The sequence below is a fragment of the Lachnoclostridium sp. An131 genome (assembly GCF_002160825.1).
In the GTDB taxonomy this organism is placed as follows: domain Bacteria; phylum Bacillota; class Clostridia; order Lachnospirales; family Lachnospiraceae; genus Laedolimicola.
The window spans coordinates 1-19,936 of sequence record NZ_NFLI01000021.1 but is presented as its reverse complement, the minus strand read 5'-3'; the positions used below and the strand labels follow the sequence as shown (position 1 = coordinate 19,936).

The following is a 19,936-nucleotide window of genomic DNA, read 5'->3' as shown; positions in this document are numbered from 1 at the left end:
ATGTAAATTTTATGTTATAGCTCTGTGCCAGACGCCGCCTGCTGAAAGCATATTCTGCCTCTTCCGCGCAGAAAAGCAGCCCCCGGTACGCATATTTTCACATACCGGGGGCTGTTCTCCGTGTTCGATTTCAGATTTTCTTTTTTATACTTACTTGCCGCTCATCTGCTGTTCCTGCTTCATGATCATTTTCTTAACCATTTCGCCACCGATGGAACCTGCCTGAGCAGAAGTCAAGTCGCCGTTATAGCCTTCCTTTAAAGGCACGCCCAGCTCGCTGGCAACCTCCTCCTTGAAGCGGTTCATTGCTGCCTTCGCTTCCGGAACTGCCATCTGGTTAGACTTGGACTGTTCTGTCATCTGTATCACCTCCATGCTCCTATTGTGCACATGAGCGTATGGAGATATGTTGGGAATGACTGGAACTTTCCTGCAAAAAGGATTTACGCCTTGACCGGTCCATGTCCGTACACGATGGATTCTCTGATTTCCTCTGCCTTCTGTGGACTGAACAGCTGGGAAATCAGGGAAAGGGCAAATGGAATTGCCGTACCCACGCCGCGGCTCGTGGTAATATTTCCATCCTCCACCACGCGGTCTGTCAGCACCTCTGCACCCGTCAGTCCATCCTCACAGCCCGGATAACAGGCCGCTTTTCTTCCATTTAAAAGTCCGGCTGCGCCAAGCACGGTAGGCGCTGCGCAGATGGCTGCCAGGCTCTTTCCGTTTTCATTAAATTCCTTCAAGAGCTCGATTAGGGGCTGGCATTCCTTCAGATGCAGCGTACCGGGCATGCCCCCGGGAAGCACCAGCAAATCCGTGTCTGAAAAATCCATTTCTGAAAACAGCCGGTCTGCTGTAATCACTATCCCGTGGCTTCCGGCCACCTCGCGCCGGCCGCCGACCGCTACCAGCGTAACCTCTGCGCCGGCTCTTCTTAAAAGATCTGCCGGGGTCATCGCCTCGACCTCTTCAAACCCTTCCGCGAGAAAAATACTTACTTTTTTCATCTCAAGGCCTCCTCTTTTCTGTCTATTTTTTTCATTATAACAAATATTCGTTGAATTATCCAGTATGATATGTTACCCTAAGCTGACAGGGAAACGGTCTGCTGCTTTTCCGCAAAGCTTTGAGGCCTGCAAAAGCAGCAAAAGAAATGAGAGGAGCTTTTTTATGGAAATCGAACGTAAATTTTTAGTCAAAGCCCTTCCTGAAAACCTGGAAAGCTATCCCTTTCACAGGCTGGAGCAGGCTTATCTCTGCACCGATCCGGTGGTCCGCGTACGGCGCAGCGACGACGAATATATTCTCACCTACAAATCCAAAGGCCTGATGAGCCGCGAGGAATACAACCTGCCCCTGACCGCAGAAGGCTACAGGCATCTGAAAGCGAAAGCAGACGGAAATATCATCTGCAAGCGCCGCTTTCTCATACCGCTGGAATCCGGGCTTACCATTGAACTCGATATTTTTGAGCCGCCATTCCAGGGATTGGTTCTGGCCGAAGTGGAATTTTCCTCGGAGGAAGAAGCCCTCGCATTTCTTCCGCCCGACTGGTTCGGAGAGGACGTCACCTGGTCTGCGGAATATCACAACAGTACCTTGAGCCAGAAAAAGCTGTAGCCTGTTTTGGTTGTTTTGTCATTCTAAAATGACATTTTCAGTATATATGCTATGTTTTCTTCCATCGCGCATATAACGGACTTGAAGCTGGTATAATAATGCCACATTTTGTGGAAGGAGCAAGCAGGATGCCTGAAATTAAGCTGGCTGCCAATATGCGCTGCCTGCGTGAAATTTATGATTATTCACAGGAAGATGTCAGCAGACTCATTCATGTGGCGCGCCAGACCTATTCCAACTACGAGAGAGGGAAGGGCCTTCCCGACACGCCGACTCTCCTGTACCTCTCGGAAGTATACCACCTGACTATCGACCAGCTTCTGTTTGGGGATTTCAGTAAGGTGCACACAAGAGACGATCTGATTCGTGAGCATGCAGCCATCACGCCGGAAGGCAGCCTGATTCGCCTGAACGGGTCTGAAGCAAGGATGGTTATGGATTACAAAAGCTTTCCTTCCAAAGAGCAGAAAGAGGTCCGGGAATTTGTCCGCTTCAAAAAATATCTGCTCACAAAGGAAAATTAAAAAGGTTATTTTCAGCAACGGAACCTTCTGTCCTGTCAAAAGCTGAAAATAACCTTCTTTGTTTTATACTTCGTAAACCACTTTCCCACCGCAGATCGTATATCTTACCCGGCCAGACAGCTTTTTCCCGAGAAATGGCGAATTTGCGGAACGGGAGTGAAAATGCTCCACAATCCATTCTTCATTCTCGTCAAAGAGCACCAGATCCGCAGGCGCTCCTACGGCAATCCCCGGATAGGGAAGCCCATAGAGACGCGCCGGATTCCGGCTCATTTTCTCTATCAGCTCCATCAGGCTCAAATGGCCCGGCTTTACAAGCTGCGTGACACCCAGGGCAAAAGCTGTCTCCAGGCCAATGATTCCACTGGGCGCCTCCGTCAGAGGCAGCTTCTTCTCCTCAGCGCTGTGAGGCGCATGATCTGTGGCAATCATATCGATCGTCCCATCCTTAAGGCCCTCTATGACTGCCAGCCTGTCCCTCTCTGTGCGCAGAGGCGGGTTCATCTTTGCAAGCGTTCCGTACTCCAGCACGGCGTCCTCCGTCAGAGTAAAGTGATGAGGCGCGGCCTCTGCCGTCACATGAGACCCTCTCCTTTTCGAACGCCTCACCGCCTCCACAGCCCCTGCTGTGCTGATATGCTGAATATTAACCCTGGCCCCCGTCTCCTCTGCCAGAAGACAGTCTCTCTCAACCATGGAAATTTCCGCTTCCGCAGGCGATCCTCCGATTCCCAGCTTTTCCGAGACCGCTCCCCGGTTGATCCCGTTGTCTGCGATCAGCGCAGGATCCTCTTCATGAAGGCTGACAGGCACGTCCAGCCGTGCCGCCCTCACAAAGGCCTCACGCAGAAGAACCGTATCCAGAATCGGTTTCCCATCGTCCGTAAAGCCGGCGGCTCCCAGACGGCGCAGCTCCTCCATATCCGTAAGCTCCTGTCCGTTCATTCCCTTCGTCACTGCAGCACAGGCCAGAACATGGATTCCCGTCTCTCTTCCCTTTTCCAGTATATAGGAAAGCGTCTCCGGATTATCTGCGACAGGCTTTGTGTTTGCCATGCAGATCACAGTCGTGAATCCGCCTGCTGCAGCGGCAGCAGCGCCTGTCCGGATCTCTTCCTTATACGTAAGCCCCGGATCCCGAAAATGTACATGAACATCTACAAATCCAGGCGCAAGCGTCAGCCCGGAGGCCTCCAGGATTCTGCCGCAGCTGCTTTCATCCAGCTGCTCTCCTATCGACGTTATCCTTCCATCTCGAATCAGAATATCTGCCGTCTCCTGCGTCCCTCTTAAGGGATCCAGAATTTTGGCTCCGCGAATACCGATCTCTGTCATTCCTCTACCTTTTCTTCCTGCTCTTCCTTTACCAGCGTCTTGTTCGCATATTCCACAAAGCTGTCTGTGGCGTCCTCCACACTGTATTCTTCATTCAAAATCTCTGCTTCCATCTGATACCAGTAAACGCGCATCTCTTCAAAGCCGTCTACTTTATTATAATAGGTTCCGCTATAAGGCATCAGCGCCTCATAGAGCTGAGCCTCCTCATTTCCCTCGTATACGTCGCCCATGGATGTCCGCACCGGGAAAGCCCCGCTGCGCACCACATTTTCCTTTGCCACATTTTCATCATTGCAGAGGAAATCTACCAGGTAACGGGAGGCCTGCAGCTTGTCCGCATCTCCATTTTCAAAAATGCAGAAGCCATTCAGCATGTACTCCAGAGAAGGGACCCCATCTGCGGAAGGATAGGGCATCACAACCACTTCGACGCCATTCTCCGCCAATGCTTCCGCGTTGCTGATTGCCTGCGGAAGGCTCCAGAGCAGGCAGTAGGAATTCTCCCCGCTTACAAAGGACGCAACCGCATCCGCGCCCGAGGAACCGGATCCGTTCAGAATCCATCCCTTTTCCATCCATTCCTTGATCTTGGTCAAAGCCTGGCGGTTCTCCTCACTGTCCATCGTATAAGCCGTCATCTCTTCATTCATCAGGCTTCCATCATACAGATTCGTGATAAAAGAACGGGTCGCATAATCCCCCGCGATTCCTGAGCAGTAGAGCATGCCGCTGTTGAACCCGGAAGCGTTCAGCCGCTCCAGCACCTGCTCAAAGGACTCTGTCGTCCAGGTGCAGGCGCCTTCCCTGTTCATCAGCTCTATCGCTCCAGATCCCTCTATCATATATCTGTTAAACGCCATCACATAATTCGAACCGCTCAAAGGATACATCACATAGCTGTCCCCGTTTGTGCAGGCGCTTAAAATTCCTTCGCTTACGATATCCGATGTCACCTCGTCCGTAAACATATCGCTGATATCCTCGAGAACTCCCGCCTTTGCGTAGGAGCTGATCCTGCCCGGCTCGTCCAGCAGCACATTGGGCAGCTCCCCTCCCTCTGACTCCAGAAGAGCCTGTATCTCGTCTGGTCCGTTCAGGTAATCCAGCACCTTAAGCTCCACCGTGATATTCGGATATTTCTTGTTAAATTCACGAATCAGAGCCTGCTCATAGGCTCCGTCTTCCTGTCCTTCATCCTGTACAAAAATCGGATACGTCCACCAGCTAATCGTGGCTTCCAGATCGGAAACCACCTCAGAAGCCTCTTCCTCCTGCGGCTGTACCTCTGTCACTTCTATTTTAACATCTTCATTTTCGTCACTCTGCGCGTCTCCCCCGCATCCTCCAAGCAGGACGGCAAACGCTCCTGTCAATGCAAGCGCCATCCATTTTTTCCAATCAGCCATGCCCAAAATTGCCTCCTTAGTCCCTCTACAGCCGCGCACAGAACCTGCTGATCCGTCCCGCGCTGACTTTATCACTATAACACAGATAATTACTGGGGACAAGAGGAAATCCCCGGTTTGCGGTTGACAAGCTTTTTCCTCATAGTATAAAATAGGTCCAGGTAAAATACGAGGGGAGTATCTAAAATGAAACCATTAGAAGGAAGAAAACGCCGCTTCGGCGACAGAAATGACGGCTTTCTGGTTAGAAATCTGGACCCAATGGGAAAGCTGATTCCATTTATCATGAAAAGCAAGGCTGACAGCTGGGTGCTGTTTGAGGATCGCATCGATATTACGCACACACAGGATTTTCTTCATAAGATGCGCAAGGGAGAAATTCCCGGACTGACTCTTTATCATATTATTTTCGCAGCTATCGTCCGCACATATTCCCAGGTACCCGAATTGAACCGCTTTGTCGCGCGAAGCAATATCTATGCCCGTAATGAAATGAAAGGCTCCATGGTCGTCATGAAGGGGATGCAGCGTGACAGCGAACGTACTACCATTATGCCGCGCTTTGAAATGGACGCCACGCTGAAGGAGGTCTCTGAGGAAATTCAGGCTCAGGCCAATCCCATCGACCGCACGAAAAAGGTAGCGGAGGACGAAAACCGGAACGATTTCGATAAGCTGGAGCTGGCATTAAGCCTGATTCCCAACTGGCTGATTTCCCTGGTCTTCGGTCTTCTGAAATTTCTGGACCGCCATGGCTGGATCCCTAAAAAAATCACAGATTTAAGCCCCTTTCACGCAAGCTTCTTTATCACAAACATGGGCTCCATCGGCATGCAGCCGGTCTACCACCACATCTACGAGTTTGGCACCATCTCCATCTTCGGAGCCATCGGCAGCAAGGAAACCGTCCACGAGCTGGATCGGAACGGCGTACTGCGCCGGAAAACCTACCTGAACATGAAATTTGTCGTGGACGAGCGTATCTGCGACGGCTTCATCTATGCGCTTGGATTCAAGCATATCAAGAGCGGTATCTCCAAGCCGGAGCAGCTGATGGAACGCCCCGAAAAGGTCGTGCATGACAAGATTGACAAAAAATAAGCTTTCTGCTATCTGGAAAAAGCGCCCTTATCAACACTAAGCTTGAAATTTGCCAGTAAGATTACCCTGAAGCAAACAACGATTCTCACTGAAGCCCAACGTACCGAAACAGAAACAATGTACCTTTGGATACCATTATACTGCAATCGGCAGGAGCTTGCGGCAGCGAGATGCGCCAATCCGGGAAAATAATTGAGAAAGCAAGCGCCGGGCGGGATTATTCCTGCCCGGTATTTATGTTCTATACGCAGTTATTCATCCTCAAAGACAGTCTCATTCCTTTCCGGGAAATCAAGAAGGCCGGCAACGGTCATATTCAGTCCTGCCGCAAGGCAGTGCAGAGTTCTGAGCGTAATATTCTTTGCCTTTCCCGTCATAATGTCTTGTATGGCTGTATGGCTTACGCCGGATAAAGTACAAAGCCTATTGACCGCTATATTTTCTTTTTCGCAGCTGCGAAATTGTGGAGCAGATTGCCATAGACACACAGAACAGTATGCCGTAAGATGGATTTATCAAGTGGATTTCGCAAAATTTACATGGCCTATTATGGATTATGTTTTGTATCCAAAGGGGGAATTGATAAATGGAAGAAAAAACAAAATCAAAAAGAAAAATTGCCACACAGGAAGACATCATGAAATTACTGGACGCTTGCTATGAAAAATGCTTAGATGGCATTCCCAAAGTCAGCCCAAGTGTGGCGGATCTGGCCGCTGATTACTTACATAAGCATAATAACAAAGAAGAAGCATGCAAAGCAATGCTTAGAAACCAGATTATAAAATGTACTACTTCAGGGGCGTTAAGCGGCTTAGGAGGATTTGTCAGCATGCCCGTTGCGATTCCTGCCAATATTGGAAGTGTATTATATGTCCAGATGAGAATGATTTCCTGCACTGCCTATATGGCTGATTATGATTTGAATAGCGATCAAACTCAGACATTCATTTATGCTTGTCTGGCAGGTGTTACGGTAAACGGACTATTAAAACAAGCAGGGATACAGTTTGGCGTCAAATTTGCCAATAGCTTGATTAAGAAAATTCCGGGCACTGTATTAACAAAAATTAATCAGAAGGTAGGGTTTCGATTTATTACTAAGTTTGGCTCAAAGGGTTTAGTGAATCTTGGCAAATTGGTTCCGGGAGTAGGTGCCGTGGTCGGCGGCGGACTTGATTTAGTCGAAACAAAAATTATAGCAAACAGAGCCTATAACTGGTTTTTCAAAGGTGATTTTTCATCTGAGCATGAGAAAGAAGAGGATCTCATTATCGATGTGGCGGAAACAGATTTTATAAATGCTGAACCAGAGGAGCAGCAAGAAAATGAATCCAAATGAATAAGTGCTGGGAATCCTTTACTCCTTCGCTACAGGGGGGATGCTGGACTCAAAATATGTATTACCAGGCACGATGATAAAAGTGGCAGCCTCGTTCCCGATGCCGCCACTTTTATAGATTCGTATTTCTAGCTATTAATCTCTATTTCCCCATCTAAGAAATCGGTTGTTCTCATAAGTCTACTATGCTCAAAAGATGATCCGAGCGCGATGGTATATTTTCCAGCATCCTTTTCCTTCCAGGCATTGCTGATTTACAATTTTTTCTTCATAACAAATGGAATCGGGCATGTCTACATACCTCCGTCACTTTGCAGAAATCTGATTCCATTATCTATATTTTCAAAATTCCGGCTTAAATCAGCAGCCATAATGTATTCCTCATCTGATTCTCCGATTATCATAAAGCCTGCTTTACGGTATAGCGTTACAGCATAATTATCCTTTTGAACAGATAAGGACAGCTTCGCGTGACCAGCAGTTTTCTCCTCTATCAGCATATGCTTAAGCAAAGCTGTACCTATCCCCCTGCCTCTGTATTCCTTCAGAACAGACATAGCAAGAGAAGGGGTACTCTCGTCTATATGCCCGTAATCCTTCATGATTCTTGCCCAAATCACCCCTACAGTCTTACCATCAATCTCCGCAGCCAAGGCTTTGTCATTTTTGTTTGTTCCAAAACCTGAAATATACACCTGTAATTCCGGGCGGTTCAAAATAGATTTGGGCGGCGGTTCAACGCCATCGGGAACAAAGATAGCTTCATATAAAAAATCACTGAGCAGACCATATTCTTCTTTACACATTTCTCTGACAACGAAATTCATATCTTTTCTTGTCTTCATTTCTTTCCCCCGTTTCTTTAGGGACAGAAAATGAGCAGCCCGGCCCGGCTGCCCACTCCATAAAATGTACTTATCAGCCCGCAGCAAATTTTTTTGTTGGTGTAGGTTGAAGTACGGGGATTCTAGTGCGGCTAACAGGACTCGAACCTGCACGGTCTCCCACTGGAACCTAAATCCAGCGCGTCTGCCAGTTCCGCCATAGCCGCTTAAATACGAGAACTATTGTACAACAGGCAGCCGCGGGCCGTCAAGCGTATAATTCCGGGATTTTCCGCACATACTTCCGCTATGATGAAAAACAAATTTATTCTGTGCGGACTTATCGGCTGGTGCCTGGAGATCTTCTGGACCGGCCTCATATCACTCCAGCGGCGGCAGATGAAGCTGGAAGGGCATTCCTCCATCTGGATGTTCCCGATTTACGGAATGGCAGCCTTCCTCGCCCCCATCTCACGCCTGCTCCGAAAGCAATGCGTCTGGGTACGCGGCGCTGTCTACACCGGCGCCATCTTCCTGACAGAATTCATTACGGGCAGCTTTCTGAAGCGGCGCGGCATGTGTCCCTGGGATTACAGCCGTGCGCGTTTTAACATTCACGGGGTAATCCGGCTGGACTATGCGCCTGTGTGGTTTCTGACAGGTCTTCTGTACGAACGGATTCTGTATAGAAAGCCGTGAACTTCATTTCTTCTTAAGAATTTGGACACAAAAGTTTTAAATTTTTCCCGGCTTTTTTCTGATATACTAATGTTGAGATAGAAACGATATTTATAATGGAAGAAAAAGACCTTCTTCCATGCCAGATAAAAAGCGGGGTACTGCAATGACAGAAGCAAAAATTTTAGTAGTAGATGACGAAAAAGAAATCGCCGACCTGATTGAATTATACCTGACAAACGAATCCTATGAGGTTCACAAATTCTACAATGGCTCAGATTCTCTGAAATGGCTTGAGTCAGAGACGCCGGACCTGGCTGTACTGGACGTCATGCTGCCGGACATGAGCGGCTTTACTATCTGCCAGAAAATCCGCGAAGCACACAATTTCCCAATCATTATGCTGACGGCCAAGGATGAAGAGATCGACAAAATCACCGGTCTTACCCTGGGCGCGGATGATTACATGACCAAGCCCTTTCGTCCGCTGGAGCTGATTGCCCGGGTGAAGGCGCAGCTTCGGCGCTTTACCAAATACAATACCGCTGCGAAGGAGGAGGAGCAGGACTGCATCTCTATTTCCGGCCTGGTCATTAACAAACGGGACCACACCTGCACCCTGGACGAAAAGCCTCTGTCCCTGACTCCCACGGAATTTTCCATTCTGTGGAGCCTCTGCAAGAACCGCGGTGAGGTCGTAAGCTCCGACCGGCTGTTCTACGACGTGTGGGGCGAAAAATATTACAGCAGCAACAACAATACGATCATGGTGCACATCCGGCATCTGCGGGAAAAGATGCACGACTCCAGTGAAAAACCAAAGTATATCAAGACTGTGTGGGGAGTGGGATATAAAATTGAGTAAGAAAAACATAAGAAGAAAAAGCAGCTATGTTCTGTTTGAGAGAAAAATGACGCGGAAAATGCTGTCTCTGGTCCTGATTTCCATCGGGGCCGTCTTTCTGCTCCGCGAACTGATCCGCGGACGTTTCGGAGACTCGGTGGTCGCCTTTCTGACCGGCGTATTCCATCTGGATTATTCCGACGCGCTGTACATTTATGAAGCCACCTTCCGCAACAACCTGGACAGCATTATCGCCGCGGCAATCATCATTGCCCTGATTATCGTATTCCGTTATTCCATCCGCTGGGTGACGGAATATTTTGATGAAATTTCGGCAGGCTGCGACTCCCTACTGGACGAAAAAACAGAGCTCATAACGCTGTCTCCGGAAATGAGCTTCCTGGAGCTGAAGCTGAACGAATCCAAAACCATTCTGGAAAAAAGGGAACGAGACGCCCGGGAGGCTGAACAGCGCAAAAACGATCTGGTCGTCTATCTGGCTCATGATATCCGCACCCCTCTGACCTCTGTCATCGGTTATCTGGAGCTTTTGAAGGAGGCCCCCGACCTTCCCCTGGAGCAGAGGGCCAAATACCTTTCCATCACGCTGGATAAGGCTTACCGCCTGGAACAGCTCATCAATGAGTTTTTCGAAATTACCCGTTTTAACCTACAGACGATCCCATTGAACCGGGAAAATATCCGTCTGTCCTATATGCTGATGCAGATGGCGGAAGAATTTTATCCTATCCTGACGCCCGGAGGAAAATCTGTGCATCTGGACGTGCCGGAGGATCTGATCCTCCCCGGCGATCCGGATAAGCTGGCCCGCGTTTTCAATAACATTCTGAAAAATGCCGCCGCTTACAGCTACCCGGATACAGTCATCGAAATCCGTGCCCGTCAGGAGAAAAGTATCATTCGCATTACCTTTACGAATCAGGGACCTCAAATCCCGCCCGAACAGCTGGAGACCATTTTCGAAAAATTCTACCGCCTGGACTCCGCCCGTTCCTCTGCCACCGGAGGGGCTGGCCTGGGTCTTGCGATTGCAAAAGAAATTGTCACAGCGCATCAGGGAACCATTTCTGCCAGAAGCGGCGAAGACGGCACCGTATTCACCATTGATCTCCCTGCAGTTTCGAAATAACTAAAAATATCACAAGATATTCTTAAGGCTCTCATCACGGAATCTATAGATTTCCTTTCTTTTTACCCGCTACAATAAAAATCATGGAAGGACCGGCATAAAGGCCGGCCCTTCCGGAAGCCGGATGACAAAACTGTCACAGAAAAGTCACGTTCCCGTCACCGGCACATCCTATACTGTATTTATAGCATTGCTGCACTTATAGCATGACAGTCCGGGATATTACAAAGCTGTCCTTTGGCGGCATTCAGAGAAAGGAAGTCTTTATTATGGAAATGAACACACCCAAAAATAAAACCGTGATTGCAATTCTTTTTGGCGGCTGCTCCACAGAGTATGAGGTCTCCCTGCAGTCTGCCTATTCCGTTATCTCCCATTTAAATCAGGAAAAATATGAGGCGCACCTCGTGGGTATTACCCGGGAAGGCACCTGGCTCTGCTATGAGGGCGATATTGACCGGATTCCGGAGGATACCTGGGCCTCCGCCGACTGCCGTCCCGCGATGCTTTCTCCGAACCGTACTGATCATGGACTCCTGATCATGCGGACCGGCGGAATGGAACTGATCCGGCTGGATGCAGTATTTCCGGTACTGCACGGCAAGAACGGCGAGGACGGAACTGTACAGGGCCTGTGTGAGCTGGCCGGCCTGCCTGTAGCAGGCTGCGGCATGGAAGCCTCCGCCCTATGCATGGACAAGCACCTGGCCCATACGCTGGTCAGCCTGGACGGCATAGAAGTCCCGAAATCTGTACTTTTCCGGCGGATGCCTACAGAGGCAGAGCAGTTCTCCATGACGGAGCATCTGCATTATCCTTTGTTTGTCAAACCGGTCAAGGCCGGCTCTTCCTTTGGCATCACCCGGATCGAAGCTCCGTCCGAGCTGGACGCAGCTATCACGCTGGCCTTTGCGCACGATGATTCTGTGCTGGTAGAGGAAGCCATCCCCGGCTTTGAGGTAGGCTGTGCTGTTCTCGGAAATGGCAGCCTGATTATCGGAGAAGTGGACGAAATAGAGCTCTCCTCCGGCTTCTTTGACTACACAGAAAAATATACGCTGAAGACCTCCCGGATTCACTGCCCTGCCCGTATCGACACAGAAACAGCCGAGCGGATCCGCGAGACAGCCGGACGCATTTACCGGATTCTGTCCTGCAAAGGCTTCGCACGCGTAGACATGTTTCTGACTCCGGACAGGCGGATTGTCTTCAATGAAGTAAACACCATTCCCGGCTTTACCACACACAGCCGCTATCCCAATATGCTGAAAAGCATCGGCATGACCTTTGAGGAGATTGTCGACGCCCTGATTCGGCTGGCGGTGGAGCCATGAAGACGATCACTCTGACCCGTCAGGCCCTGAACAGGGGCAGTCTGCTGCTGGTAAATGCCAGTCATCCTCTTCCTGAGAGTGTGGCTCCGGAGAGGCTGACTCCCTTTTTCGGCTCCGGCGTTCTCCTGGAGCGCCGAACCTCCCTGGTGCTGGAAAATCTGTTTGAGACTCTGGGGCTTGGCGCCTCCCTGATCCCTGTCAGCGGATACCGCACGTTAAACGAGCAGAAACAGATCTATGCGTCCTCCCTGGCTGAAAACGGAGAGGAATTTACCCGGAAATATGTGGCGCTGCCCGACTGCAGCGAGCATCAGACGGGACTTGCCATCGACCTGGCTCTCAACCAGGAGCCGTTGGATTTCATCCGCCCCTATTTCCCACGGGACGGCATCTGCGGGCGCTTCCGTGAAAAAATGATCTCCTATGGGTTCGTCGAGCGTTATCCGGAAGGGAAGGAGGATATCACCGGCATCGCCGCAGAGCCCTGGCATTTCCGCTATGTGGGCCTGCCTCACGCAGCTATCATGATGCTGAGAGGCTACTGCCTGGAAGAATATATTGACTATCTGAGCCTTTTTCCTGCAGAAGGCCCTCATCTGGAGATCAGCGTCCAAAACAAAAATTTTGAAATCTTTTACCAGAAACTGAGCGAGACTGACGGTTCCGTAACGCTGGAGCTTCCTTCCAGCCTGCCCTTCCAGGCGTCCGGCACCAATGCAGGCGGCTGCGTCGTCACGCTCTGGAGGTAACCATGACGAAAGCCTTGACCGCAAAAAAACAGACAGAAAAGCATATCTATCCTGGTATCAACGGATACAAGCTCCTGGCCGCCCTCTTTGTCATCATGATTCACACTTCCCCGCTGACTTCTGTAAGCCCGGAAGCAGACTTCGTGCTGACCCGGATCCTGGCCCGCACCGCCGTGCCCTTTTTCTTTATGGTAACCGGCTTTTTCGTACTGCCAAAGGCTCTTCGGGACACGCGCCGGGGACTCCGCTATCTGAAACGCATTGCCCTTATTTACCTCGTCTCGATGCTCCTCTATCTCCCCATAAATATCTACGCGGGACATTTCGAAGGCGTGGGCGCGGGCGGCATTGTGAAGATGATCCTGACTGACGGAACCTTTTACCATCTCTGGTATCTGCCGGCCCTGCTGCTGGGCTTCTGCCTTGTATGGGCAGGGCTTATGTATCTGCCGGCCAACGCCGTCCTTCTCATGACAGCCCTTTTATACCTGGCAGGCCTTCCCGGGGACAGCTACTACGGATTTCTCAGAGAGGGTTCGGCGCTTCAAACGATTTATAACGGAATTTTCCATGTCTCCAGCTATACACGGAACGGGCTTTTCTATGCTCCGGTATTTCTGGCCCTTGGATATGCAGTCTCCAGACAGTACACAAGCTCTTCGGATAAACCGACGCGCCGTCCTTCCTTTTCCTTTACCCTTGCAGGCTTCGGCGTCTGCTCCGCCCTGCTTTTGGCTGAGGGCATTACGCTTCGGATCCTGGAGGTACAGCGGCACGACAGCATGTATCTGGCCCTTGTTCCGCTGATGTATTTTCTATTTTGTATTCTGCTGGAGGGAAAGGGGCCGGATCCCTTGAAGCGGCTTCCAAAGGATCTGCCTCTTCTCGTATATCTGCTGCACCCGCTGTTTCTGATTCTGGTCAGAGGCTTCGCCGGAATCACCGGCCTTTCCATTTTCACCGATAACAGCGTGGTACATTTTCTCGCTGTAGCTGCCGCTTCCTTTGCAGGCTCCTGGCTCCTTGCCATGCTTTGGGCTTTTGCCAGGGCGCGTTTTCTTCCACGGCTGAAAACGCAGCTTTCCCGAAAAGGCAGCCGCACAAAACGACAGCGGAACAGACGGTCACAGGATACAGACAATGACAAGGAGGGGATAGTGTGATCACAAAGATCAATCCTGACGCGATGATTTTCCGGCTGATGCCGGAGCGGCGCGCCTGGAAGGAACTGAACTATGAAAATCTGAAATGGAATGTGGAAAGGCTCACGGAGCTTCTTCCGAAAGGCTGCACATTTATGGCTGTCGTGAAGGCTGACGCTTACGGACACGGCGCCATACCGGTCTCTTCCTACCTGAACCGCATCGGAATACGCGCTTTTGCCGTGGCCACGCTTCAGGAGGGTGTTAAGCTCCGCAAAGCCGGCATCCAGGGCGAAATTCTTATCATGGGCTATACGCCTCCCCAGGACGCCTATCTGCTTACTGCCAACGATCTGATTCAGACCGCCGTGGACTGCGCCCACGCAAGAGCCCTGAATGCCGCCGCTCCCTATCCGGTAAAGGTACATCTGAAAATCGATACCGGCATGCACCGGCTCGGCGAGCGGGCCGAGCATATTGAAGCGCTGGCTTCTCTGTTTGCGCTTCCCCGGCTCCGTATTCTCGGCATGTATTCCCATCTCTGCGCAGCCGACAGCCAGGACATTGATGATATTCTCTTCACACGCATGCAGATCTCATCCTTCCTGAGAACGGCAGAGCTGCTGCGGGAAAAGGGCTGTGATCCGGGGAAGCTACACCTGCAGAGCAGCTATGGCGTCCTGTGCTATCCGGATCTCCCTATGGACTATGCACGCTTCGGTATCGCAATGTACGGTGTTTTGAGCACTCCTGACGCTCCTCTTCTGGAACGGGTGCCTCTGCGTCCTGTGCTATCCCTTCACGCAAGGATTGCCTCTGTCCGGGAACTGAAGCCGGGAGAAACCGTAAGCTACGGACGCCATTTCCGCGCTGAAGCCCCCATGCGCATCGCTGCCGTCACCATCGGCTACGCCGACGGCCTGCCGCGCTGCCTCTCCGGCACAGAGCTTCCCGCACTCGTCCGCGGCCGCAGAACCCGGGTCATAGGAAATATCTGCATGGACCAGCTCATCATAGATGTAACGAATATTCCTGAGGCCCGCCCCGGCGACTGCGTCACCTTCCTGGGTTCTGACGGACATCAGACGCTGCGCGCGGAGGAGATGGCTGAAAAGGCAGGCACGATCACAAACGAACTGCTCTGCCGCCTGCATATCCGGGAAGAGTAGCATTGGTGTACCAAGTCAAAGCGATGTCTTGAAAACTACGGCCCCCACTATGATTCGCCCTCAAAAAGAGCCGGTGGAACTTTTCTTATCTGTTCCTTCCGGCTCTCTTTATAAAATATTTCTGTGTCCGCCTGCCGTACTTTCAGTATACAATGCCATATAATCTGACATTTCATCCTATTCTGACAGATAGACTTTCAGAAGCTCCACTGCTTTCTTGCGCTTCTTTTCATCGCAGTTTCCGAGATAAAAGAGAAGAATTTTCGAATCTTCAGATAACTCCGGTCTGTCACTCTCTCCGAAAATCATATAATCCAGCGTGATTCCTAAGCATCCTGCAATCTCAATCATTGTTTCCAGAGACATTCCACAGTATCCGCGCTCTATATCCGCGTAATATTTCTCTGCCTTCCCAATCTGCTCTGCCATCCTCTGCCGGGAAAGACCCAGTCTTTCCCGACAGCTTCGGATACGGGCTCCGGCTGCAGTTTTATTATATATAGGTTTTCTCTGCTGCATGCTTCAGCTCCTTCCTGTCTTCTCTTCTGCGTAAACCAAGCTGTTTTCCAATGCATAAAGAATGAAGAACTGCCGCAGGGAGAATTTCCCGTCCCTGCGGCAGTCCCGGCTTTCAGTCTGCTGTCCGGTTAATATCTGATTGCTTAGTCAGATATTTTCCTTTTAGCCTCTTTTCTTTTTGTAATATACCGTTCCAGCTGTTCCCAGCACTGCTGCCGCAATAATCAGCGTCACCACCGGAAGCAGAATATTGGTCTCATCTCCTGTCTGCGCAGACGTGGTCTGGGTCGGTGAGCTGGAGCTTCCGGAACTGCTTCCAGAACCGCTGTCTGAACTGCCGCCTGAACCAGAGCCCGGATCGGACGGAGTGGTAGGTGTCTCTGTTCCGCCAGCGGTTACTGTGTAGGTAACTTCAGGCTTCGGGAACTTCTCGCTGCCATTTCCTCCGTCTGTGGATTCATAGGTAAGCGTTGCATCCTCATTGGTCGGTACGGTATAGCTTCCCTCTGCAGTCTCCTTGTTCACCAGTTTCAGGGTATAGGTGAGCTCAAGAGGTTTCGCACTTTCAACCGGCACATTGATATCCCAGACAAACTGTTCACGAGAATCCCCGTTTGTGCCGTTCGGATAATAGGTCACGGAATACGAATACTCATTTCCGGTCTGTGTGCCAAAGTACACTGTGTTACCGAAAATAGTAGGAGCTAATATTTCTCCGCCTGCTGTCAGCTCGAAGTTGCCTACGCTAGCCAGGTCAAAGTTATTGCCAATGACGTCGGTGACGGTGCCGGACATGATTTCGTAGAGGATGGTGTTCTTTACATCATTGAACATACCCTCAATTTCATTATCAGAAATGACTTTCGAGCTTCCTCCCAGAGTATCCAGGCTTCCGATAAATTTAGAGCCCCATGGGAAGGACGCTGCATTGCCTGCATTGGCAGACGTCGTATCTGCATAAGCATAGGCATGATAACCCGCTTCCAGAATCTCTTTCCACACAGTTACTGCCTTATATACGGCAGCGTCATTCGCTCCAAAATGCTCGTCTGCAATTTCGCCGGGAATATAATCATTATTTTCCTGATAAAAGCCTGCATTTACATACGTCGAATTTTCCTGCTGGTATTTTTCATCTGCATTATACTGGCCTTCCTGGTACACATGCTGGTATGTTTCTATATCCTCCGCTATTTGTCCACCGTGATCCGCATACCACTGAGCAATATTATCAAACTCCGCATAATAGTTCTCCAAATCACCGTGATGGAACGGCATCATATCATTTCCAGCCTGAATTGCTTCGCATCCATTATCAATCTGCTCTGTATAAATGCTGTATGCGTCGCTGTCATTCTCTCCGCCCCACAGGTAGGTGATTCCGTCGGTTACCAGTACCAGATGATTATCTCCGCCCTTTTTAGCGTCAAGAAGCTCTTTCCCTACTGTCAGGCCCAGATAAATATTCGTTCCAGACTCGTTCTTTTTATTATTAATTGCATCTTTAATAACTGTTATATTCTCACTGTTCAGCACTGTCCACTCTTGAACAACTGTGGCAGACTTTTCAAAAGCTACAACAGCGACATTAATCACATTGCCTTTCTCCGCCTGTGCCAGCAGCGCTTCCAGCATTTTTCCTGCTTCCGCGCGGACGTTGGTACTGGTAGACTTGTCCAGTACAAACACTACGTTAGACTCTATTGTTTCCTGATCAGCTCCTACCGACAGCGTTACCTTTGTCTGATCCTGTGCATCCAGCTCTGTCGCCGTCTTATCTATCTTTACAGAATCCTCCGGTTCTCCCGGATCGGGATCCACCGGCTCTGTCGGCTCTTCTACTGTATAGGAAACTGTCGGCTTCGCAAATTCCTCCTGTGAAGATACCAAGTCTCCATTACTGTCAATCGCTCCCAATATCGCTTTGCTATTCGTATAAAGGCCTGGATATCCTTCACTGCCGTCCTCATCATACTGGCCGTAAGTACCGGGTGCAGCCTTCGGATTTACCAGCCATACAGAATAAGTCAATGAAACAGGCTCAAACTCAGAAACCGGCACGTTCATAGTCCATACAAAATGTTCATTCGCCAGTCTATCATTTTCCTCATATTCCAAAATATAATCATATCCGTTTTCGCTGCCGTTCGGCGCAAAACCATATTGATTCTCTCCGAGCGGAACCGCTTCGTAGGTCGTTTCACCAACTGTCATAGAAAGGGCCGAAGCCTCATTGACAAAATCGAAATTGTAGTCATTCTCTACATAGCCCATATAGTCCGCAACAAAGCTTCCGGTGCCAAGCAGATAGTAGATCTCATTTTGAATATCAGTAAAGTCGATATCCTGTCCACCTCCAAGAGCCTTTATGAAAGACGGTCCCCAGGGATTGCTTGCTGCTGACGGAGTTTCTGCAGTCATGGCATAACAATGATACCCGGCGTGGACAGCTCCCATGTATGCCTCATATGTCAGATATAAAGCTTTATCCACAGACGTAGCATGTTCTGTACGTTCAGACCAAGGTATATATTCTGAATATTCTTCACCATAAGAATATTCGTATTTTCCCCCATCTGCTTCTATCTGTTGTTTGATTGAACTCAACCAGCTTCTCCAATCTTCAGGAATATATGTGCCACTTCCATATTTGGAATTCCAATTCTCTGGACCACCAAATGTTCCTGCACCACTTGTTACAGGCTCGCCATTTTCCATTGCAACGGCTGTAGCATGTTCTCCATACATGTATGTAATTCCATCACTTATAAATATAAGATATTTACGATTGGCTTTAACACTACTGTCAGAGTCCAGCATAGCTTTACCAGCCAGCAAACCTGCATGTGTATTTGTTCCGTCACTCTGTGTATAATTTATAGCCGTTAATATAGTATCTAAATTTTCTTTATCTAATTCTGTTAATTCCAGAACTCTATTGGCTTCTTTGTTAAAAACCACAACTCCAACTTTTACCTTTGCCTGTGTCTTTTCAACCTGAGCATTCAATTGTTTGAGTAATTCTTGTGCCTGCTCTCTTAAATCTGTGCTGGTAGATTTGTCAAGCACAAATACGACATCTGAAACTAACTGCTCATCCGACGCAGGCAAAGACAGTGTCACCTGAGATTCAAAATTCTCATCCAGCTCTGTAGCTGTCTTAGATTTCGACTTTTCCCAATGAACATCCTCAGGAAGTTCAATATCGTCAGAACTTCCCTCTGTATAAAAGTCTATTCCATTCACAGCATCCAAAGCTTCCGCTTTCTCTTCCTCTGTAATTTCTTCTGCATCTGCCGCAGCTTCTGGCGTCTCCTCTGACTCATCCGGCTTTTCCAATGTAGGATTTTCTGTTCCCAGTTGAGCGCCACCCTCTCCCTCTGGAGTTACAGGATTGCCTTCCTGTGTGTTCATACCGTCTGAAACATTTTCATTTTCTGATTTCTTGCTGTCATCCAACTCGTTTGTCGTGTTCATACCATCTGGAATTTCCTCTACTTTAGAGGTGTTTTCCCCGGATGGCATCATAGTCTCGTCAACCGGCTTTACTTCTTGTGCTAAATTTGCTTCTTCAGCCCCCTCCGCATCCCCTTCAGGATTCGGCACATCTGTGGCTACCTCCACTTCCGGCTCTTCCACTATCTCACTCGCACTCGCACTCAGCGGCGCAGACGACAACAGGCACACCACCATTGCCAGTGTCAGCAGACCGGCCAGCGGACGTTTCCACGCCCTGCTTGCTTTCTTTTTCATTTTCACAACTCTCCTTCTTTGTGCTTTGTCAGGTTCCGAAAATGAGGCACGAAAGTACTACATAATGGTGATTATGTTGTACGTTTTAAACGCAGAGTCGTAAGAACAATATGACATGAGGGAAATATGCTGCCTGCAAAAGCTGCTGCATGGTTTTATCGGGATAAATAGCTTCCAGATACAGGAAGCCAAAACAAAAAGACGCATACAGTCTGTACTGTATGTGGATAGGGCCGGGCAGGTCTTTGACCGGTTGTTTTTTTATACATTTTTTTACATTTTTCTGATTCTCCGAATTTTCCTGCCCTTTTTCTCAAAAATACGTTAAAAAACACCGAATAACCTTCGTTATAGCTGTTGATTTCTTAGAAAGGAAATGGTAAACTATGTATAGTCAAATTTCGGGAAACGCACCTGGTACAACATAATCACCATTATGT

The 19,936-nt window shown here is 49.4% G+C and carries 19 protein-coding genes and 1 tRNA gene; 11 read left to right on the top strand and 9 right to left on the bottom strand.

The genetic code is table 11. The features are described 5' to 3' along the window. Positions 1-150: 150 nt before the first annotated feature. Both B5E77_RS14970 and B5E77_RS14965 read right to left on the bottom strand, forming a co-directional pair. On the bottom strand, positions 151-360 hold the full coding sequence (locus tag B5E77_RS14970; protein ID WP_330394716.1) for an alpha/beta-type small acid-soluble spore protein: 210 nt from the start codon (positions 358-360) through the stop codon (positions 151-153). Between the two features lie 83 nt (positions 361-443). After that, positions 444-1,010: a DJ-1 family glyoxalase III gene (locus B5E77_RS14965; protein WP_087166160.1), complete on the bottom strand. Its 567-nt coding sequence runs from the start codon at positions 1,008-1,010 to the stop codon at positions 444-446. A 163-nt stretch (positions 1,011-1,173) separates the two neighbouring features. Here B5E77_RS14965 and B5E77_RS14960 point away from each other — a divergent pair, with 163 nt between their 5' ends. Both B5E77_RS14960 and B5E77_RS14955 read left to right on the top strand, forming a co-directional pair. After that, complete coding sequence (locus B5E77_RS14960; protein ID WP_087166194.1) at positions 1,174-1,623, top strand: CYTH domain-containing protein; 450 nt, start codon at positions 1,174-1,176, stop codon at positions 1,621-1,623. 128 nt (positions 1,624-1,751) lie between these two features. Then, positions 1,752-2,147: a helix-turn-helix transcriptional regulator gene (locus tag B5E77_RS14955; protein ID WP_162609717.1), complete on the top strand. Its 396-nt coding sequence runs from the start codon at positions 1,752-1,754 to the stop codon at positions 2,145-2,147. A gap of 63 nt (positions 2,148-2,210) precedes the next feature. Here the strand turns inward: B5E77_RS14955 and B5E77_RS14950 are convergent, their stop codons facing one another. Further along, positions 2,211-3,482 carry a dihydroorotase gene (locus B5E77_RS14950; RefSeq protein ID WP_204248070.1) on the bottom strand — a complete coding sequence of 424 codons (1,272 nt, stop codon included), beginning with the start codon at positions 3,480-3,482 and terminating at the stop codon, positions 2,211-2,213. Further along, positions 3,479-4,891 (bottom strand): ABC transporter substrate-binding protein, encoded by a 1,413-nt coding sequence (locus B5E77_RS14945; protein WP_087166158.1) that lies wholly within the window; start codon positions 4,889-4,891, stop codon positions 3,479-3,481. The genes B5E77_RS14950 and B5E77_RS14945 overlap by 4 nt, the downstream gene beginning before the upstream one ends. A gap of 186 nt (positions 4,892-5,077) precedes the next feature. Here B5E77_RS14945 and B5E77_RS14940 point away from each other — a divergent pair, with 186 nt between their 5' ends. Next, entirely contained in the window at positions 5,078-5,992 is a 915-nt protein-coding gene (locus B5E77_RS14940) for a 2-oxo acid dehydrogenase subunit E2 (protein ID WP_087166157.1), read from the top strand. A 251-nt stretch (positions 5,993-6,243) separates the two neighbouring features. On the opposite strand, the gene B5E77_RS17720 is transcribed toward B5E77_RS14940, so the two are convergent. Then, complete coding sequence (locus B5E77_RS17720) at positions 6,244-6,480, bottom strand: helix-turn-helix domain-containing protein (protein WP_087166156.1); 237 nt, start codon at positions 6,478-6,480, stop codon at positions 6,244-6,246. Positions 6,481-6,578: 98 nt separating this feature from the next. Between B5E77_RS17720 and B5E77_RS14930 the strand changes: the two genes are divergently transcribed. Further along, complete coding sequence (locus tag B5E77_RS14930) at positions 6,579-7,334, top strand: EcsC family protein (protein ID WP_087166155.1); 756 nt, start codon at positions 6,579-6,581, stop codon at positions 7,332-7,334. Positions 7,335-7,627: 293 nt separating this feature from the next. Here B5E77_RS14930 and B5E77_RS14925 read toward each other — a convergent pair whose 3' ends face one another. Further along, complete coding sequence (locus tag B5E77_RS14925; RefSeq protein ID WP_087166192.1) at positions 7,628-8,161, bottom strand: GNAT family N-acetyltransferase; 534 nt, start codon at positions 8,159-8,161, stop codon at positions 7,628-7,630. Positions 8,162-8,305: 144 nt separating this feature from the next. After that, a tRNA-Leu gene (locus B5E77_RS14920) sits at positions 8,306-8,385 on the bottom strand. Between the two features lie 82 nt (positions 8,386-8,467). Between B5E77_RS14920 and B5E77_RS14915 the strand changes: the two genes are divergently transcribed. The 7 genes from B5E77_RS14915 (at position 8,468) to vanT (ending at position 15,224) form a co-directional block, all read left to right on the top strand. Next, positions 8,468-8,857, top strand: coding sequence for a putative ABC transporter permease (locus tag B5E77_RS14915; RefSeq protein ID WP_330394714.1), 390 nt, complete (start codon positions 8,468-8,470; stop codon positions 8,855-8,857). Between the two features lie 145 nt (positions 8,858-9,002). Then, the gene (vanR, locus tag B5E77_RS14910) at positions 9,003-9,701 is read left to right on the top strand and encodes a VanR-ABDEGLN family response regulator transcription factor (RefSeq protein ID WP_087166154.1); all 699 of its coding nucleotides are present in this window, start codon (positions 9,003-9,005) and stop codon (positions 9,699-9,701) included. Between the two features lie 46 nt (positions 9,702-9,747). Beyond that, complete coding sequence (locus B5E77_RS14905; protein WP_442911341.1) at positions 9,748-10,830, top strand: sensor histidine kinase; 1,083 nt, start codon at positions 9,748-9,750, stop codon at positions 10,828-10,830. Between the two features lie 275 nt (positions 10,831-11,105). Then, the gene (gene vanG / locus B5E77_RS14900) at positions 11,106-12,164 is read left to right on the top strand and encodes a D-alanine--D-serine ligase VanG (protein ID WP_087166189.1); all 1,059 of its coding nucleotides are present in this window, start codon (positions 11,106-11,108) and stop codon (positions 12,162-12,164) included. Beyond that, positions 12,161-12,913: a M15 family metallopeptidase gene (locus B5E77_RS14895; RefSeq protein ID WP_087166153.1), complete on the top strand. Its 753-nt coding sequence runs from the start codon at positions 12,161-12,163 to the stop codon at positions 12,911-12,913. The genes vanG and B5E77_RS14895 overlap by 4 nt, the downstream gene beginning before the upstream one ends. Positions 12,914-12,915: 2 nt before the next feature. After that, a complete protein-coding gene (locus B5E77_RS14890) occupies positions 12,916-14,076 on the top strand; it encodes an acyltransferase (protein WP_087166152.1) in 1,161 nt (386 codons plus the stop codon). After that, a complete protein-coding gene (gene vanT, locus B5E77_RS14885) occupies positions 14,073-15,224 on the top strand; it encodes a serine racemase VanT catalytic subunit (protein ID WP_204248069.1) in 1,152 nt (383 codons plus the stop codon). Before B5E77_RS14890 ends, vanT begins: the two co-directional genes overlap by 4 nt. Positions 15,225-15,401: 177 nt before the next feature. Here vanT and B5E77_RS14880 read toward each other — a convergent pair whose 3' ends face one another. Both B5E77_RS14880 and B5E77_RS14875 read right to left on the bottom strand, forming a co-directional pair. Next, a complete protein-coding gene (locus B5E77_RS14880; RefSeq protein ID WP_087166151.1) occupies positions 15,402-15,743 on the bottom strand; it encodes a helix-turn-helix domain-containing protein in 342 nt (113 codons plus the stop codon). 162 nt (positions 15,744-15,905) lie between these two features. Continuing rightward, positions 15,906-19,496, bottom strand: a complete 3,591-nt coding sequence (locus tag B5E77_RS14875; protein ID WP_087166150.1) for a vWA domain-containing protein — start codon at positions 19,494-19,496, stop codon at positions 15,906-15,908. Positions 19,497-19,936 lie beyond the last annotated feature (440 nt).

Coding starts and splice junctions, on each gene's coding strand:
- B5E77_RS14970 (WP_330394716.1), bottom strand. CDS start 360: ATGACAGAACAGTCCAAGTCTAACCAGATGGCAGTTCCGGAAGCGAAG.
- B5E77_RS14965 (WP_087166160.1), bottom strand. CDS start 1,010: ATGAAAAAAGTAAGTATTTTTCTCGCGGAAGGGTTTGAAGAGGTCGAG.
- B5E77_RS14960 (WP_087166194.1), top strand. CDS start 1,174: ATGGAAATCGAACGTAAATTTTTAGTCAAAGCCCTTCCTGAAAACCTG.
- B5E77_RS14955 (WP_162609717.1), top strand. CDS start 1,752: ATGCCTGAAATTAAGCTGGCTGCCAATATGCGCTGCCTGCGTGAAATT.
- B5E77_RS14950 (WP_204248070.1), bottom strand. CDS start 3,482: ATGACAGAGATCGGTATTCGCGGAGCCAAAATTCTGGATCCCTTAAGA.
- B5E77_RS14945 (WP_087166158.1), bottom strand. CDS start 4,891: ATGGCTGATTGGAAAAAATGGATGGCGCTTGCATTGACAGGAGCGTTT.
- B5E77_RS14940 (WP_087166157.1), top strand. CDS start 5,078: ATGAAACCATTAGAAGGAAGAAAACGCCGCTTCGGCGACAGAAATGAC.
- B5E77_RS14930 (WP_087166155.1), top strand. CDS start 6,579: ATGGAAGAAAAAACAAAATCAAAAAGAAAAATTGCCACACAGGAAGAC.
- B5E77_RS14925 (WP_087166192.1), bottom strand. CDS start 8,161: ATGAATTTCGTTGTCAGAGAAATGTGTAAAGAAGAATATGGTCTGCTC.
- B5E77_RS14915 (WP_330394714.1), top strand. CDS start 8,468: ATGATGAAAAACAAATTTATTCTGTGCGGACTTATCGGCTGGTGCCTG.
- vanR (WP_087166154.1), top strand. CDS start 9,003: ATGACAGAAGCAAAAATTTTAGTAGTAGATGACGAAAAAGAAATCGCC.
- B5E77_RS14905 (WP_442911341.1), top strand. CDS start 9,748: ATGACGCGGAAAATGCTGTCTCTGGTCCTGATTTCCATCGGGGCCGTC.
- vanG (WP_087166189.1), top strand. CDS start 11,106: ATGAACACACCCAAAAATAAAACCGTGATTGCAATTCTTTTTGGCGGC.
- B5E77_RS14895 (WP_087166153.1), top strand. CDS start 12,161: ATGAAGACGATCACTCTGACCCGTCAGGCCCTGAACAGGGGCAGTCTG.
- B5E77_RS14890 (WP_087166152.1), top strand. CDS start 12,916: ATGACGAAAGCCTTGACCGCAAAAAAACAGACAGAAAAGCATATCTAT.
- B5E77_RS14880 (WP_087166151.1), bottom strand. CDS start 15,743: ATGCAGCAGAGAAAACCTATATATAATAAAACTGCAGCCGGAGCCCGT.
- B5E77_RS14875 (WP_087166150.1), bottom strand. CDS start 19,496: ATGAAAAAGAAAGCAAGCAGGGCGTGGAAACGTCCGCTGGCCGGTCTG.